Origin of the sequence: Janthinobacterium sp. GMG1 (assembly GCF_034427795.1) — a bacterium.
Taxonomy (GTDB): domain Bacteria; phylum Pseudomonadota; class Gammaproteobacteria; order Burkholderiales; family Burkholderiaceae_D; genus Janthinobacterium.
On sequence record NZ_JAXQNT010000013.1, the window covers coordinates 92002 to 106263 of the forward strand.

The window sequence follows — 14262 nt, forward strand, 5'->3', positions numbered from 1 at the left end:
TTACGACGCGGTAGCCATCACTTGGGTACCGCGTCAGGTTCCATGAACATCAGTTCCCACTGATGCCCATCGGGATCCTGAAAACTGTGGCCATACATGAAGCCGAAATCCATCGGCTCCTTGTAGATGCTGCCGCCCGCCTGGACGGCCTTCGCCACCAGCGCATCGACTTCGCCGCGGCTCTCGGCCGACAGGCACACGAGCACTTCCGTCGCCACGGTGGTGTCGCACAGCTGCTTGGGCGTAAATTGCTGGAATTTTTCGTGCGTCAACAGCATCACGAAGATGTCGTCGGCAACGATCATGCATGTTGCCGTTTCATCGGTGAAATGGGCATTGAAACTGAAGCCCAGCGCCGTGAAAAACGCCACGGAGCGTTCCAGCGACTGGACAGGCAGATTGACAAATATTTTGCGGGCCATCATGTCTCCTTGAGGTGAGATGAAAAATGCTGCCCGCCGATTCTACACCGGCTTGTTACGTGCCAGCGCGTCCCACGGTCTTGGCCGCGTAGCCGAAATAACGGCTGAACGCGGCGCTGAAATTGGACGGATGGCGATAGCCCGTTTGCCAGCCCGCCTGCGCCACCTGACATCCATTTTCCAGCAGTAACTTTGCCCGCTGCATGCGCAGCGCCAGCAGGGTGCGCTGCGGACTGTCGTGGTAGCGGTAGCGCCACCCCTGCTTGAGCTTGAACAAGCTCAGCCCCGCTTGCGCACACAGGTAATCGAGCGTCAGGTCTTGCGCCATCTGCTCCTGCATCAGCGCGTGGACGCGTTCCAGTTTGGCGATATCAGTCTCGGACCAGCGCGGCAAGGCAGCGGGTGCGGGCGCCGGACGCAGCGCCCGCAACTGTTCCGCCAGGATACTGAGCACGCCGATATGCACGGCCAGCGGATCCGTCGCGCGCAGCAGCGAGCGCGCGTGCAGAGCGCTGCTGCGCGTCGTGGCCGCATGCGCCAGCTGGCGCGCACCACCGTTCGGTAACAATGAAGTCAGGCCTTCCGGCCAGTAGCGCGCCAGCGCGTCTTCGCCGACCAGCACGCGCAATTGCACCGCCCGTTGATCCGCCTCGAAACGGCGCTCGCCGCTGACGTGGTGAAACGCCGTCACCGTCGTATGGCCGCCCTGGAAACGCAATTGCCCGCCATCGCGCGTCGTGTAACCGGACGCGCCTTCCAGGCCGATGGTAATGACCATGCCGCCCGCATCGTCATGCTGCGATGGCTCGACGAGGGCAAGGCGCGGGCGGTAATCGGAATGCACGAGCAGCAAGCCCTGGTCGACCTGGCGCTGGTCCGCGCGGCACGCGCCCATTCCGGGGTCCAGCTGGCGCCGCGTCCAGCCTGCCGCTTCCCTGTCCTGTTCCCTCATCGCTCCCCCTGTTTTCCACGCGCCGTCGCGCATACGAAATGCGCCGCGTCGCATACAAATGCAAATGATAATTATTCTCATTGTTGCATAAAATAGGCTTTCTTGCCTACCTCGCCGAAAGGAAATGCCATGCCGTTTACCACGCAACATGCCTTGCAACCCTACTGGGACCTGGCCGTCGCGCCCGTCCAGGCCGATGGGCTGGCCGCCGCCCTGGAACTGGGCATATTCGAGGTGCTGGCCACGCCGCACACGCCGGTGCAGCTGGCCGAAGCCCTGTCGCTGCACGCGCCGCACACGGCCCTGCTGCTGGAACTGCTCTGGAGCATGCAGGTGCTGGAACGCGATGGAGCCGCTGCGGATGCCGATACGCAGCGCTACCGCTGCACGGCCACCACCTTGCAGTATTTCTGCCGCAATTCTGTTGCCTTTTGCGGCGACGCCTGGCTGTACCGGCTGCATGCGCTGCGCCACTTCGCCACCCAGCTCAGTACGCTGGTGCGCGAAGGCGGCAAGGCCGCGCCCTACCGCACGGCAAATGGAGTCAACTGGGCCGTTGCCGCGCAGCAGCAGATCGGCCAGGAACAACGCGCCGTCACCATGCGCGCAGCCCTGTCCGTGATGCAACGGATCGCCCCGTTTGCAGACGGCAGCACGCCGCTGCGCCTGCTCGACCTGGGCGGCGGTCCGGGCTGGGTTGCCATTGCGCTAGCGCAAGCCCATGCGGGCTTGCATGGCTGCGTCTTCGACTGGCCGGAAACAGCGGCCGTGGCGGCCGCCAACATCGCCCATGCGCAACTCTCTGACCGCCTGGAGACGGTGGGCGGCGACCTGGACAGCGACGATATCGGCAGCGGTTACGACCTCATCTGGTGCTCGTCCGTGCTGCACTTCGTGCCCGACATGGCGGCGGCCTTGCGCAAGATCCATGCGGCCTTGAAACCGGGTGGCGTCTTCGTCTGCGTGCAGGCGGAAATCGCTCCGGCAGCCGTTGACGCGGCGCGCGTGCTGCCGTATTACTTGCCGATGCGCATGTTGGGCCGCACGGTAACGCGCCAGGGGGAATTGGCACAATTGCTGCGCGACACGGGCTGGCGGCAAGTGGAGCAGTACGGCGCCAGCGATTTCCCCATGGCGCCCGTGCAAGTGCTGATTGCGCGCACTTGAATGGCAGGCGTTTTACGCCGCATCTTGTTGCAGCGACTCGATGATCAGGCCGGCCAGCCGCTCGACGGGCGGCCTGGACACGCCGGAGGCGCGCAGCAATTCCAGCGACAACGGGGGCAGGGCGGGCAAGCCCGCCGCCACGTGATCGAGCGCGCACACGGTTGAGGGCAAGCCCAGGCTGGTGCGCACCGTCACGCCCAGCCCGGCGGCGGCCGCCGCCCACAGTCCCGCCAGGCTGGGGCTGGTAAACGCCGTGCGCCAGGCGATGCCGGCATGGTCCAGCGCCTGCGTGGCGCAGCGCTGGAACAGGCAGTCGCGGTCGAACGTAATGAGCGGTAAAGGTTCGCCCGATTCGGGCCGCCAGGCCAGGCTGGACGAGGCGATCCAGCGCATGGCCGGTTCGGCGATATGCTGGCGCTGCTGCGGCGGATACTCGGCCACATCGGCGATGCACGCGCCGCCCCACAGCAGGGCCAGGTCCAGCTGTCCCATGGCCAGCCCTTGCATCAAGGCCGTGTTGCGCGCCACGTGCGCTTCGATGCGCACTTTCGGATGCGCGCGGGCAAAGCGCCCCAGCACGTCCGGCAGCAAGGCTTCGCCAAAATCCTCCTGCAAACCGAGCCTGATCCAGCCTTCCAGTTCCGCGCCGCGCAAGGCGACGGCCGCCTCGTCGTTGAGTTCCAGCAGGCGGCGCGCATAGCCGAGCAGGACTTCGCCGGCCGGCGTCAGCGCCAGTCCCCGGCCATCCTTGCGGAACAGGGGCATGCCAGCCTGCTCCTCGAGTTTTTTCAGCTGCGCGCTGACGGCCGAGGTCGAGCGGCCCACCTTGTCGGCCGCGCGGGCAAAGCTGCCCAGCTCGATGCCAGCCACATAGCTGCGCAAAAAGGCGATGTCGAAATTCAGCAGGTTCATGGCATCAATACAATCGTCCTGTTTTATGGGATGGTGACTAGTAAATTATCTGATATTCAGAACGATCGTACTGCGCAACACTGTCAGGGTCAACCACTTTCCCCTCCCTGCCATGACCATCAACTGCCCTGCCGTTTCCCTTCCTGTCACTGCGCCCGCACTGGGCGATGCCCACCGCTGGAAAGTGCTGGCCGTCGGCGTGGCGGCCAACGCCAGCTTTTCCGCCGCCGCCAACGGCATGCCCACCACGGCCATCTGGCTGCGCAGCGGCTATCACCTGAGCAATACGCAACTGGGGGTGGCGCTGGGCGCCATGGGCCTGGGCGTGGCCCTGACCGAATTGCCATGGGGCATGGCTACCGACCGCTGGGGCGACCGGCCCGTGCTGCTGACCGGCTTGCTGGGCACCATGCTCGCGCTGTTGACCTTGCTGCTGTGGATCACGCCGGCTGACGGTTCCGTGCCGCCCTTATGGGCGCTGGCGGCCGGGCTGGCGCTGGTCGGCGTGCTGGGCGGCAGCGTGAATGGCGCCAGCGGCCGCGCCGTGATGCGCTGGTTTGGCGCCGGCGAACGCGGTTTCGCCATGAGCATCCGTCAGACAGCCGTGCCCATGGGCGGCGGCCTCGGCGCCCTCGTCCTGCCCAGCCTGGCATCGCGCTACGGCTTCATGCCCGTGTTTGGCGCCCTGGCCATCGCATGCGGCCTGTCGGCGTTTTTTACGTGGCGCTGGATGCATGAGCCCGACTTGTCTGCCGAGGCCGCCACGGGGCCGCACAACGCGTCCACGGGCCTATCTGCAGTGAAGCAGCCGCTGCCATTAAAAAACCGTAAAGTCTGGCGCATGGTGGCCGCCATCGGCTTGCTGTGCGTGCCGCAGTTTGCCGTGCTCAGCTACGCCACCGTCTTCCTGCATGACCATGGCCACCTGGGCCTGGCAGCCATCACGGCCGTGATGGTGGCCCTGCAGGCGGGCGCCATGGTGATGCGCATCTGGAGCGGGCGCCATACGGACCGCCACGCGAACCGGCCGGCCTACCTGCGCGGCTCGGCCCTGGTAGCGCTGGCCTCGTTCATTTTGCTGGGATGCATCGCCTGGCTGCAGGCACCGGGCTGGCTGTTGATGGCCGCCGTGGTGCTCGCCGGCATCGCCGTGTCCGCCTGGCATGGCGTGGCCTACACGGAGCTGGCCACGGAAGCGGGCGGCGCCAACGCGGGCACGGCCCTGGGCATGGCGAACACGGCCGTATATGCGGGCCTGTTCCTCACGCCGATTGCCATCCCGCATTTGCTGGCGGCCAGCAACTGGTCCGTCGTGTGGTGGCTGGCGGGGCTGGTGGCGCTTGCTACCCGCCCCCTGTTTCCGAAAGACTAGGGCAGCGCCCTGATCCGATACACGCAGCGCATGGCGTTGGCCAGCACATGCTGCTCGCGCACGATGCTGGCGTGCGGTCCCACCACTTCCTGGAACAGCTGCAGTTCCGAGCGGCAAAAGCCCTGGCAAGTGCGTGCGGCGGCGCAAATGGGGCAGTGGTCTTCGATCAGCAGCCAGTCGTCGCCGTCCGCTTCCACGCGCGCCATATAGCCCTCTTCATCGCGCACGGCCGCCAGTTGCTGCAAGCGCGTGGGCAAATCCGGCGCCGAGCACGCCAGCGCATACGCGCTACGGCTTTCCTCTTCGCGCTGGGTGATCAATTTATCGAGTCCCGCCTCGCCGAACAGCTGGCGCACGGATCCGATCAGCTTGATCGTCAGCTGCGCATGCGTGTCGGGAAAACGCGCATTGCCCGTTTCCGTCAAGACCCAGTTCTGGCGCGGCCGGCCAGCGCCTGCCTGCGCTTCCTGGCGTCCCTCGATGAGGCCCGCCGCCACCAGCTTTTGCACTTGCTGGCGCGCCGCCTCGCCCGTCATGTCCAGGGTCTTGGCCAGGGTCGCCGTGGAGACGGGTCCCTTGGTCTTGATGAAATACAGGATGCGCTCCGTCGTTTGCGGCGCTTCGCTATTATCCAAACGTTTACTTGTGTAATTCATTTCGCTCAACTATCATGGGGCCAGTTAACCAACTAATTGCTTGCATAATAGGCCGGTAGCTCCCTGCTGTCGAGGAGTTTCCACGTCCGCGTGCCGGCAAGACACTTTCTTGGACTGGATTTTCCATGCAGCTGCAGCACTCCATCTGGCTGTTTCACGCCATTCTCGCCACCGGCCTGGCCACCTGGCTGACCCTGGCCTCCCTCAACAATCTGCATGCCTTCCACGGCTCCGTCTGGGCCATCGGCAACACCATGCGCATGGATCCATTGCGCCAGGACCCGACCATCCAGACCCCGCTGCTGCGCCGCGCGCTCACGTCCTTGACCCTGCACCGGCTGTCGCTGGGGGTGGTGCTGGCCTTGCAGCTGCTGGCGGCCATTGCCGCCTGGACGGGCGTGACGCTGTTCTTTGGCGCCTCCCTGACGGCGGCGCTGCCCTGGCTGAACCTGGCCTTGTGCGCCATGGCCGCCTTTTTGCTGCTGATGCACCTGGGCGGCCTGTGGTTCGGCTACTGGATCGCGCAGGAAGGCTTGCAGACGACGCACCTGGTGCTGCTGCTGTGGACCATCGCGCTGTTTGTACTTTTCAACGCGCAGCGGACCTGATCAGCCTCCGCTGCGCCTCTTCTTCCCCGCTGTAAAAAGGACTTCATCATGCATACGAAACTCGTCGGCGCTTCCGCGCTGGCCATCACCCTTGCCGTCGCCGGCGCCGCGCTGTATCCGCGCGCGGACTCCCATGCGGCCGATGCCGCCGCCACTCCCGCCACCAAGGTGGCGCTGGTGCCCGTCGTGCTGGGCACGCAGGAACGCTACTTTGCCGGCGTGGGCGAACTGGAAGCGGCGCGCCAGGTGCAGGTGGCGGCCGAGACGGGCGGACGCGTCACGCAGATCCGCTTCGAGTCGGGGCAGACCGTGCCCGCCGGCGCCGTGCTGGTGCAACTGAATGACGCGCAGGAACAGGCAATGCTGCTGCGCCAGCGCGCACAGCTGAAAAACGCGGAAAGCAGCCATGCCCGCACGGTGCAGATGGTGAAGGAAAAGGCGGCCACGCAGGAGCAATTGGATAGCGCCCTGGCCGCGCGCGACGCAGCCCTGGGCGACGTGCGCCAGACGGAAGCGCTGATCGAGCAAAAGACCATCCGCGCGCCGTTCGCCGGGCAGCTGGGCATCCGCAAGGTGCACGCGGGCCAGTACCTGAACGCGGCCGACACGGTGGCCAGCCTGATCGACACGAAGTCGCTGATGGTGAACTTCGCCCTCGATGAACAGAGCAGCGCGAAGCTGGCGCCAGGCCAGGCCGTGCAAGTGCTGGTGGACGCCTATCCCGATGACATCTTCACGGCGAAAATCAACGCCATCGACCCGCTGATCGCCCGCTCGCGCATGGTGCAGGTACAGGCTGCATTGAGCAATCCCCGCGGCGCGCTGAAAGCGGGCATGTATGCGAATGTGCGCGTGGCGCGCGTGGCAGGCCAGCAACTGACGGTGCCGGAAACGGCGGTGACCTACAGCGCGTATGGCGACACCGTGTTCGTCGCGCAGCAGGAAGGAAAACAGCCGCTCACCGTCAAGCGCGTGGGCGTGAAACTGGGCGAGCGGGCAGGGGGCCGCGTGGCCATCATCGACGGCTTGCGCGAAGGCCAGCGGGTGGTCGCCTCGGGCCAGCTGAAACTGGCCGACGGCATGGCCGTGCAAGCCGTGGCCAATACCCTGGACGAGGCCAAGCGCGCCGCGCCCAAGGCCGGCTCGTAAGGGAAGGCCACCACCATGAAATTTACCGATTTATTCGTACGCCGCCCCGTGCTGGCGCTGGTGATCAGCACCTTGATTCTGATGCTGGGCGTGATCGCCCTCCTGCAGCTGCCGATCCGCCAGTATCCGATGCTCGAATCGTCCACCATCACGGTCAAAACCACGTATCCGGGCGCCTCGGCGGAACTGATGCAGGGTTTTGTCACGCAGCCGATCGCGCAAGCCGTCTCGTCGGTGGAAGGCATCGATTACCTGACCTCGTCGTCGGTGCAGGGCAGCAGCACGGTGACCGTGCGCATGGAACTGAACCGCGATTCCACGCAGGCGCTGACGGAAGTCATGGCCAAGGTCAACCAGGTGCGCTATAAATTGCCGGAGGGCGCGTTTGACCCCGTCATCGAGCGCTCGGCCGGCGACTCCTCGGCCGTCGCCTATGTCGGTTTTGCCAGCGAGAGCGTGTCCGCGCCCGCGTTGACGGACTATCTGGCGCGCGTGGTGCAACCGATGTTCGCCACCATCGATGGCGTGGCGAAAGTCGACGTGTACGGCGGCCAGCAACTGGCCATGCGTTTGTGGATCGACCCCGCGAAACTGGCGGCGCGCGGGCTGACGGCAGCCGACGTGGCCGACGCCGTGCGGCGCAATAACTACCAGGCGGCGCCCGGCAAGGTGAAGGGACAATTCGTCGTCTCGAACATCAGCGTCAACACGGATCTGACCAGCGTGGCGGAGTTCCGCGACATGGTCGTCAAGCAGGGCGGCGATGACAGCGCCACCCTCGTGCGTTTGAAAGACGTGGGCACGGTGGAACTGGGCGCGGCCGCCACGGAGACGAGCGGCATCATGGACGGCGTGCCGGCCGTGTATCTGGGCCTGTCGCCCACGCCCGGCGGCAACCCGCTGGTGATCGTCGACGGCATCAGGAAGCTGCTGCCCGAGATCCAGAAAACCCTGCCGCCCGGCGTGAAAGTCGAGCTGGCGTTCGAGACGGCGCGCTTCATCCAGTCGTCCATCGACGAAGTGGCGCATACGCTGCTCGAAGCGCTGCTCATCGTCGTCATCGTCATCTACCTGTGCATGGGTTCCCTGCGCTCCGTGCTGATACCCGTCGTGACCATCCCGCTGTCGATGCTGGGCGCGGCGGCGCTGATGCTGGCCTTCGGCTTCAGCATCAATTTACTGACCTTGCTGGCGATGGTGCTGGCCGTGGGCCTGGTGGTCGATGACGCCATCGTCGTGGTGGAAAATGTGCACCGGCATATCGAGGAAGGCAAGACGCCCGTGGCAGCCGCCCTGGTGGGCGCGCGCGAAGTGGCCGGCCCCGTGATCGCCATGACGATCACCCTGGCCGCCGTGTATGCGCCCATCGGCATGATGGGGGGACTCACGGGCGCGCTGTTCAAGGAGTTCGCGCTGACGCTGGCGGGCGCCGTGGTGGTGTCGGGCGTGGTGGCGCTGACCTTGTCGCCCGTGATGAGCTCCTTGCTGCTGCAGCCCAAACAATCGGAAGGGCGCATGGCGCGCGCCGCCGAGCATTTCTTCGAGGGTCTCACCAGCCGCTATGCGCGCCTGCTGGACCGCTCCCTGCACCACCGCTGGCTCAGTGCCGGTTTCGCCGCGCTGGTGATGGTCAGTTTGCCGTTTTTATACCTGCTGCCGCAGCGCGAACTGGCGCCGGCGGAAGACCAGGCCAGCGTGCTGACGGCGATCAAGGCGCCGCAGCATGCCAATCTCGATTACGTCGAACGCTTCTCGTACAAGCTCGATGACATCTATAAAAACGTGCCGGAGACGGCGTCGCGCTGGATCATCAATGGCGGCGAAGGCCCGGCATCGAGCATCGGCGGCATCAACCTGACGCCGTGGGCCGAACGCTCGCGCAATGCGGCCGTCATCCAGGCCGAATTGCAGCACGCCGTGGGCGACGTGGAAGGCACCAGCATCTTCGCCTTCCAGCTGGCGCCCTTGCCGGGATCGAGCGGCGGCTTGCCCGTGCAGATGGTGCTGCGCAGCGCACAGGATTACGCCACCCTGTTCCGCACCATGGAAGACGTCAAGCAGCGCGCGCGCGATAGCGGCCTGTTTGCCGTCGTCGACAGCGACCTCGATTACAACAACCCGGTGGTAAAAGTGCGCGTGGACCGCTCGAAGGCGAACAGCCTGGGCATCCGCATGCAGGACATCGCCGAATCGCTGGCCGTGCTGGTGGGTGAAAATTATCTGAACCGCTTCGGCATGGATGGCCGCGCCTACGACGTCATCGCGCAAAGCCCGCGCGAACAGAGACTCACGGCGCAAGCCCTGACGCAGCAATACGTGCGCGCCGACGACGGCAGCCTGCTGCCCCTGTCCGCCGTCGTCTCGGTGACGGAACAGATCGAGCCTAACATGCTGACCCAGTTCAACCAGCAGAATGCAGCCACCTTCCAGGGCGTGCCCGCGCCCGGCGTGACCCTGGGCGACGCCGTGGCGTTTCTCGATGGCGTCGCCAAGACCCTGCCACCGGGCTTCAGCTACGACTGGCAATCGGACGCGCGCCAGTTCGCCACGGAAGGCAATGCGCTGCTGCTGGCTTTCCTCGCGGCCGTCGTCGTCATCTACCTGGTACTGGCGGCCCAGTATGAGAGCCTGACGGACCCTTTGATCATCCTGATCACCGTGCCCCTGTCGATTTGCGGCGCGCTGATTCCGCTGGCCCTGGGCTACGCCACCGTCAATATCTACACGCAGATCGGTCTCGTGACCCTGATCGGCTTGATCAGCAAGCACGGCATCCTGATGGTGGAATTTGCCAACGAATTGCAGGTGCATGAACAGCTCGACCGCATCACGGCCATCCGCAAGGCGGCGCAGATCCGCTTGCGCCCGATTTTGATGACGACGGCCGCCATGGTGGTGGGCCTGGTGCCGCTGCTGTTCGCTTCCGGCGCGGGTGCCAACAGCCGCTTCGGCCTGGGCGTGGTGATCGTCTCGGGCATGTTGATCGGCACCTTCTTTACCCTGTTCGTGCTGCCCACCGTGTACACCTTTCTGGCCCGCCGCCACACGGCCGACCATGCCACGCCGCGCGCACGCGATCTGTCGCAGGCGCTGAAGGAATCCATATGAAAAATTACCGCTATCTAGCTTCCCTTTTTGCTGCCCTTTTCCCCATGCTGGCTGGCTGCGCCATCAGCCCCGCCTACGTCACGCCGGGCACGCCCGCCATCCATTTGGCCAGCCCACAGCAAGCGCAATTCGCACCCGACGCGAGTACCGTCAGCGAGGCCGCCTGGTGGACATTTTTCGACGATGCGCGCCTGTCGCAACTGATCGCCAGCGCGCTCGAACACAACCTTGATATCGCGCAGGCGCAAGCCAATTTGCTGGCCGCACGCGCCATCTTCGACGAACGCCGGCTCGATGAACTGCCCGCCGTCACAGGCCAGGCAGGATGGCAGCGCAAGGTGCAACAGGACATGCCAGACAGGCGTGCCGCCAGTACCAGCACGCGCGTGGGCTTCGATGCGCAATGGGAAATCGACCTGTTCGGCCGCCTCGCGCATATTTCCCGCTCGGCGCAGGCACGCGCCGACGCGGCGCAGGCCGATTTGCGGCAAGTGCAACTGACGATCGCCGCCGACGTGGCGCGCAATTATTACGAGGCCCTGGGCTACCAGCAAAACCTGGCGCTGACGCAGGCGCAGGTGCAAAGCTGGCGCGACACCGTCGCCCTGATCGACGCGCGCATCCGCGCTGGCAGCGGCTTGCCGGAAGAGCGCTACAACGCGCTGGCCAACCTGGCGCGCAGCGAGGCGATGCTGCCGCCCTTGCAGGCTGGCTTGCGCCAGGCGCAGTACCGGCTCGACGTCTTGAGCGGACAAGCACCAGGCGCCATCGCGCTGGCCACCACGCCGCGCCAGCAGGCGCCGCTGGCGGGCCAGCTTCCCTTGGGCGACGTGAACCGCCTGATCAAGCAGCGCCCCGACGTGGTACACGCCGAGCGCCTGCTGGCCGCCTCCAGCGAAGACGTGGGCGCCGCCACGGCCGACCTGTATCCGCGCCTCAGTCTCGGTGGTTTCCTTGGCTTTTTCGCCCTGCGCGGCAGCGGCGTGTTCGACGGCGGCGCGCGCGCGGTCGAGGTGGCGCCATCCGTCAGCTATCCCGCCTTCCGCCTGGGCAGCGTCAAGGCGCGCTTGCGCGGCACGCAGGCCGAAGCGCAGGGCGCGCTGGCGCGCTATGCGCAAGCCATCCTGGTCGCGCAGGAAGACGTGGAAAACGCCATCACGCAACTGGCGGAAAACCAGACGCGATTGGCCTCATTGCTGCAGTCGGCGCGCCACGGCAACGCGGCCCTCGGCATCGCCAGCACGCGCTATGCGGGTGGCTCCGGCAGCTACCAGGCCGTGCTGGAAAACCAGCGCGCCTTGTACGATATCCGGCGCGAAGCGCTCCTGGCGGAAACGGCGTCCTACATCGATGCGATTGCCCTGTACAAGGCGCTGGGATGGGGGCAAACTATGTAGCATTTTCATGCATGAGGAGATGCGATGTTCACGCAAGGCAGCTGGCTCAATCCACCGGAAAACTGGTCCGCCGACGGCGCGCAATTGCGCGTGACGACGGATGCCAGTACGGATTTCTGGCGCAAGACTCAATATGGGTTTATCCGCGACAGCGGCCATTTTTTCGGCACGCAAATCGATGGCGATTTTACGGCGCAGTTGCACGTGGCGGCGCAGTATTCTGCGTTGTACGACCAGGCCGGTTTGATGGTGCGCATCGACGAACAAAACTGGATCAAATGCGGCGTCGAATTTTCCGACGGCCAGCTGTTGTTGAGCAGCGTATTGACCTTGGACAAATCGGATTGGGCCGTCAGCATCGCGCCCGCCATGCCGGACGGTTTCTGGCTGCGTGTGACGGTGGCGCAAGGCGTGATCCGGGTGCAGTATTCGACCGATGGCCTTCGCTGGCCGCTGCTGCGCCTGGCGCCGTTTCCCGTCGCCGCGCGCTACCTGGCGGGCCCCATGTGCTGCACACCGGAACGTGGTGGCCTGGAAGTGGCTTTTTCGCAGTTTTCCATCGCTCCGGCGCAGCAAAAAGACTTGCATGATTTAAGTTAAATTAAACCACCCACGTCTCGTGCAAATGGCGCCACAACAGGCTACCATCCGGTGTTTTGTCATACACGACGGTCGACAGCCGCTCGGTGTTTTCTGCGCCCGGCAGTGACTGGCATTCGCGGTAGGACACGATGGCGCCAGCCGTGCTTTCCTGGATCATTACCAGGTCCGTGATGCGCATGACGAGGCCCGGGCGGCTGCCGGCGGCGGCGCAAAAAAACGCCGCCAATCCGGCGCCATCGAGCTGCTTGCCACCGGGTGACACCATCGTGAAACCGGGCGAAAACCGCGCCAGCAAATCAGCGCAATGTTCCGGCGCCGTGGCTTCGCCAGAGAGCCACTCGCGGATCAGCACATGCGTGGATAAAACGTCGTCAAAATACGGGTTCGTCGCAGTCATTTTTTGCTTGCTCCATGGTTTAGTAAAAGGTCGAGAACGGCGCGGTTGTCGATACGCAGGCACAGTGCCAGCGGCAGTACGCACGAGGCGGCGGCGAGGGCAAAGCACCAGTGAAATACCTGCGCCGCACGCAGGTGCTGGGCAGGGTCATCGAGCGATGCGATGCCCTGCGTCGCCAGCAAGCCATTGAGCAGTACGCTGAGCAGCGCCACGCCCAGGCAAAAGCCCAGTTGGCGGTTGATATTCCACACGGCGCTGGCCTGGCTCAATTGTCCATCCGGCGTGCGCAAGAATGCCGTGCTTTGCGCCGTGCTGCTGCACAAACCACCGCCAAAGCCCATCACGGCATACGCACCGGCCAGCCAGAATAACTGGCCCGCCGCATCCACGCGCAGCAGCATCAGCATGCCCGTCGCCTGCAGCAGCGCACCAAAGATAAACAGCGGTTGCGGACCCACGCGGCGATAGCTTTTGCCGGTCAGCGAAATGGCCGCAAACGAGGCCAGCGCCCACGGCAGCATCAGCGCGCCCGCCGTCGATGCGGACATGCCCAGCACGCCCTGCAGATACAGCATGGCCAGCAGGCTCACGCCCATGAAGACACCGGGCACCAGCAGATACATCAGCATGGCAATGCGCAGCAGCGGCTCACTGGCCAGGCGCAGGTTCAGCAGCGGCGTGGATTTGCGCAGCGCGCCGCGCACATAGCCCCAGGCGCAGGCGGCGCCCAGCGCCAGCACGGCGGCGCCGGCCGGCACGTCGCCCGGCGTGCCCAGCATGGTCAGGCCCAGCAACAGCAGCAAAATCGCCGTGCTGCCCGCCAGCAGGCCGCCCACGTCGAGACGGGGCACGGCCGCGCGTGGCGGGTCGGCGCGCAGCCAGCAGGCGGCCAGCAGCAGCGCCAGCGCGGCAAATGGCACGTTCAGGTAAAAAATCCAGCGCCACGACAGGCTGTCGACGATGACGCCACCCAGCGCGGGCGACAGGGCGGGCGCCAGCAAGCCCACCAGCATGATGACGGAGGACAGGCCAGGGCGCTCGGCAGGCTGATACAGCTGGTAGGTCATGCTTTGCCCCAGCGGAATGAGCAAGCCGCCGCCCAGGCCCTGCACGCAGCGCCAGGCGATCAGCGCCTCGATCGATGGCGCCAGGCCGGCGCCGATGCTGGCGCATAAAAAAGTTAGCAACGATGCCATGAACACGGTTTTGCTGCCATAATAGGCAGCCAGCCAGGCGCTGGCGGGGATGACGATGGTCAGGCCGAGGATGTAGGCGGTGCTGATCCAGGCCAGCTGCGCCACCGAAGCGTGCAGGGCATGGCCGATGTCGGGATAGGCGACGCTGGTGATGAACATGTTGATCAGGTCGACGAAAAACCCCAGCAGATAGATGGCCGCCACCTTTTTGCGATAGTCCATGGTGCTCCGAATGGCAAACGGCCAGCTTAAGCGCTCAGCGTCATTTGCGTAACGGGCCAGCCCCGATTACACTGTCAAACAAATTTTGACAAACCTCTACA

At 65.1% G+C, this 14262-nt stretch carries 13 protein-coding genes; 7 read left to right on the forward strand and 6 right to left on the reverse strand.

What is annotated here, in order from left to right:
• Window positions 1-17: 17 nt before the first annotated feature.
• Both SJI03_RS25530 and SJI03_RS25535 read right to left on the reverse strand, forming a co-directional pair.
• Window positions 18-422: a VOC family protein gene (locus tag SJI03_RS25530; RefSeq protein WP_322429062.1), complete on the reverse strand. Its 405-nt coding sequence runs from the start codon at window positions 420-422 to the stop codon at window positions 18-20.
• A gap of 55 nt (window positions 423-477) precedes the next feature.
• Window positions 478-1374 (reverse strand): AraC family transcriptional regulator, encoded by an 897-nt coding sequence (locus SJI03_RS25535; RefSeq protein WP_322429063.1) that lies wholly within the window; start codon window positions 1372-1374, stop codon window positions 478-480.
• 129 nt (window positions 1375-1503) lie between these two features.
• On the opposite strand from SJI03_RS25535, the gene SJI03_RS25540 reads away from it, so the two are divergent.
• On the forward strand, window positions 1504-2541 hold the full coding sequence (locus SJI03_RS25540; RefSeq protein WP_322429064.1) for a methyltransferase domain-containing protein: 1038 nt from the start codon (window positions 1504-1506) through the stop codon (window positions 2539-2541).
• A gap of 12 nt (window positions 2542-2553) precedes the next feature.
• Here the strand turns inward: SJI03_RS25540 and SJI03_RS25545 are convergent, their stop codons facing one another.
• The gene (locus SJI03_RS25545) at window positions 2554-3453 is read right to left on the reverse strand and encodes a LysR substrate-binding domain-containing protein (protein ID WP_322429065.1); all 900 of its coding nucleotides are present in this window, start codon (window positions 3451-3453) and stop codon (window positions 2554-2556) included.
• A 112-nt stretch (window positions 3454-3565) separates the two neighbouring features.
• Between SJI03_RS25545 and SJI03_RS25550 the strand changes: the two genes are divergently transcribed.
• Window positions 3566-4825, forward strand: coding sequence for an MFS transporter (locus SJI03_RS25550; RefSeq protein WP_322429066.1), 1260 nt, complete (start codon window positions 3566-3568; stop codon window positions 4823-4825).
• Here the strand turns inward: SJI03_RS25550 and SJI03_RS25555 are convergent.
• Complete coding sequence (locus tag SJI03_RS25555) at window positions 4822-5481, reverse strand: helix-turn-helix transcriptional regulator (RefSeq protein WP_322429067.1); 660 nt, start codon at window positions 5479-5481, stop codon at window positions 4822-4824. The two genes, SJI03_RS25550 and SJI03_RS25555, sit on opposite strands and share 4 nt — an antisense overlap.
• A gap of 125 nt (window positions 5482-5606) precedes the next feature.
• Here SJI03_RS25555 and SJI03_RS25560 point away from each other — a divergent pair, with 125 nt between their 5' ends.
• Genes SJI03_RS25560 through SJI03_RS25580 form a run of 5 tightly spaced genes read left to right on the forward strand, consistent with a single transcriptional unit; the run spans window position 5607 to window position 12343 of the window.
• The gene (locus tag SJI03_RS25560; protein WP_322429068.1) at window positions 5607-6089 is read left to right on the forward strand and encodes a DUF2165 family protein; all 483 of its coding nucleotides are present in this window, start codon (window positions 5607-5609) and stop codon (window positions 6087-6089) included.
• A gap of 48 nt (window positions 6090-6137) precedes the next feature.
• Window positions 6138-7238 (forward strand): efflux RND transporter periplasmic adaptor subunit, encoded by a 1101-nt coding sequence (locus SJI03_RS25565; protein WP_322429069.1) that lies wholly within the window; start codon window positions 6138-6140, stop codon window positions 7236-7238.
• 15 nt (window positions 7239-7253) lie between these two features.
• Window positions 7254-10346, forward strand: a complete 3093-nt coding sequence (locus tag SJI03_RS25570) for a MexW/MexI family multidrug efflux RND transporter permease subunit (protein ID WP_322429070.1) — start codon at window positions 7254-7256, stop codon at window positions 10344-10346.
• Window positions 10343-11743 carry a TolC family protein gene (locus tag SJI03_RS25575; protein ID WP_322429071.1) on the forward strand — a complete coding sequence of 467 codons (1401 nt, stop codon included), beginning with the start codon at window positions 10343-10345 and terminating at the stop codon, window positions 11741-11743. The genes SJI03_RS25570 and SJI03_RS25575 overlap by 4 nt, the downstream gene beginning before the upstream one ends.
• Before the next feature lie 24 nt (window positions 11744-11767).
• Window positions 11768-12343, forward strand: a complete 576-nt coding sequence (locus SJI03_RS25580) for a DUF1349 domain-containing protein (RefSeq protein WP_322429072.1) — start codon at window positions 11768-11770, stop codon at window positions 12341-12343.
• Between the two features lies 1 nt (window position 12344).
• Here SJI03_RS25580 and SJI03_RS25585 read toward each other — a convergent pair whose 3' ends face one another.
• A complete protein-coding gene (locus SJI03_RS25585; RefSeq protein WP_322429073.1) occupies window positions 12345-12743 on the reverse strand; it encodes a DUF4440 domain-containing protein in 399 nt (132 codons plus the stop codon).
• Window positions 12740-14161, reverse strand: a complete 1422-nt coding sequence (locus SJI03_RS25590) for an MFS transporter (protein ID WP_322429074.1) — start codon at window positions 14159-14161, stop codon at window positions 12740-12742. Before SJI03_RS25590 ends, SJI03_RS25585 begins: the two co-directional genes overlap by 4 nt.
• Window positions 14162-14262: the final 101 nt, after the last annotated feature.

Coding starts and splice junctions, on each gene's coding strand:
- SJI03_RS25530 (WP_322429062.1), bottom strand. CDS start 422: ATGGCCCGCAAAATATTTGTCAATCTGCCTGTCCAGTCGCTGGAACGC.
- SJI03_RS25535 (WP_322429063.1), bottom strand. CDS start 1,374: ATGAGGGAACAGGACAGGGAAGCGGCAGGCTGGACGCGGCGCCAGCTG.
- SJI03_RS25540 (WP_322429064.1), top strand. CDS start 1,504: ATGCCGTTTACCACGCAACATGCCTTGCAACCCTACTGGGACCTGGCC.
- SJI03_RS25545 (WP_322429065.1), bottom strand. CDS start 3,453: ATGAACCTGCTGAATTTCGACATCGCCTTTTTGCGCAGCTATGTGGCT.
- SJI03_RS25550 (WP_322429066.1), top strand. CDS start 3,566: ATGACCATCAACTGCCCTGCCGTTTCCCTTCCTGTCACTGCGCCCGCA.
- SJI03_RS25555 (WP_322429067.1), bottom strand. CDS start 5,481: ATGAATTACACAAGTAAACGTTTGGATAATAGCGAAGCGCCGCAAACG.
- SJI03_RS25560 (WP_322429068.1), top strand. CDS start 5,607: ATGCAGCTGCAGCACTCCATCTGGCTGTTTCACGCCATTCTCGCCACC.
- SJI03_RS25565 (WP_322429069.1), top strand. CDS start 6,138: ATGCATACGAAACTCGTCGGCGCTTCCGCGCTGGCCATCACCCTTGCC.
- SJI03_RS25570 (WP_322429070.1), top strand. CDS start 7,254: ATGAAATTTACCGATTTATTCGTACGCCGCCCCGTGCTGGCGCTGGTG.
- SJI03_RS25575 (WP_322429071.1), top strand. CDS start 10,343: ATGAAAAATTACCGCTATCTAGCTTCCCTTTTTGCTGCCCTTTTCCCC.
- SJI03_RS25580 (WP_322429072.1), top strand. CDS start 11,768: ATGTTCACGCAAGGCAGCTGGCTCAATCCACCGGAAAACTGGTCCGCC.
- SJI03_RS25585 (WP_322429073.1), bottom strand. CDS start 12,743: ATGACTGCGACGAACCCGTATTTTGACGACGTTTTATCCACGCATGTG.
- SJI03_RS25590 (WP_322429074.1), bottom strand. CDS start 14,161: ATGGACTATCGCAAAAAGGTGGCGGCCATCTATCTGCTGGGGTTTTTC.